1 protein-coding gene is annotated in these 714 nt (G+C 61.1%); it reads left to right on the top strand.

Annotated features, from left to right (window positions below; translation table 11 throughout):
* Positions 1-120: 120 nt before the first annotated feature.
* Positions 121-714: AraC family transcriptional regulator (locus EOA22_RS36005; protein WP_164756303.1), on the top strand; the 594-nt coding region annotated here is incomplete at its 3' end.

Genomic DNA, 714 nt, shown 5'->3' with positions numbered 1-714 from the left:
ATTAAGTCCAGTTCCTGACGCACGGACATTTCGGTTGGTTGATTAACAGACCGGACTGGGCCTTTTGCAGTGTGCTAACTACATGCATAGTACGGCATCTGACTGGAGAGGCCGTAAGAGGTGCCGAAACACGTTGTCGCGATCGTTGTCTATGAGGGTGTTCAGGCCCTGGACGCGGCAGGGCCGATGGACGTGTTCAGCGAGGCAAACACGTTTCTGGACAGTGCCGACCGTTATGAGACAGTATTGGTTGCCGCTCACCGCAATCCACTACGCGCGTCGAACGGGATGCGACTGGTAGCGGACCTGACCTTTGAGGAGGCAGCGGGGGGCTTCGACATCATTCTGGTGGCCGGCGCGCCGACGCCTCCGGCGACGGAGCCGGAACCGTACTTGGTCCAGTGGGTCAAAGAGTTGCCGTGGCGCTCGAGCGTTTATGGATCAATCTGCACCGGAGCCTTTGTCCTTGGCTATGCCGGCCTCCTGGATGATCGACGCGTCACAACCCATTGGCAGGATGCGCAGGCTCTGGCGGCCAGGTTCCCCAAGGCAAGGGTCGAACCGGACTTGATCTATGTGCGCGATGGGCGGCTGATCACCGCGGCCGGTGTGACTGCGGGAATAGATTTGGGCTTGGCGCTCGTCGGGCAGCAGCACGGCGCGGAAACGGCGCTCAAGGTCGCCAAGCGGCTGGTCGTGGTGGCCCAACGCCAG

It is taken from the genome of Mesorhizobium sp. M7A.F.Ca.US.014.04.1.1, assembly GCF_003998745.1.
Taxonomy (GTDB): Bacteria; Pseudomonadota; Alphaproteobacteria; order Rhizobiales; family Rhizobiaceae; genus Mesorhizobium; species Mesorhizobium ciceri.
The sequence above is the reverse complement of the archived record's forward strand: the minus strand, read 5'-3'. Positions and strand labels throughout refer to the sequence as shown.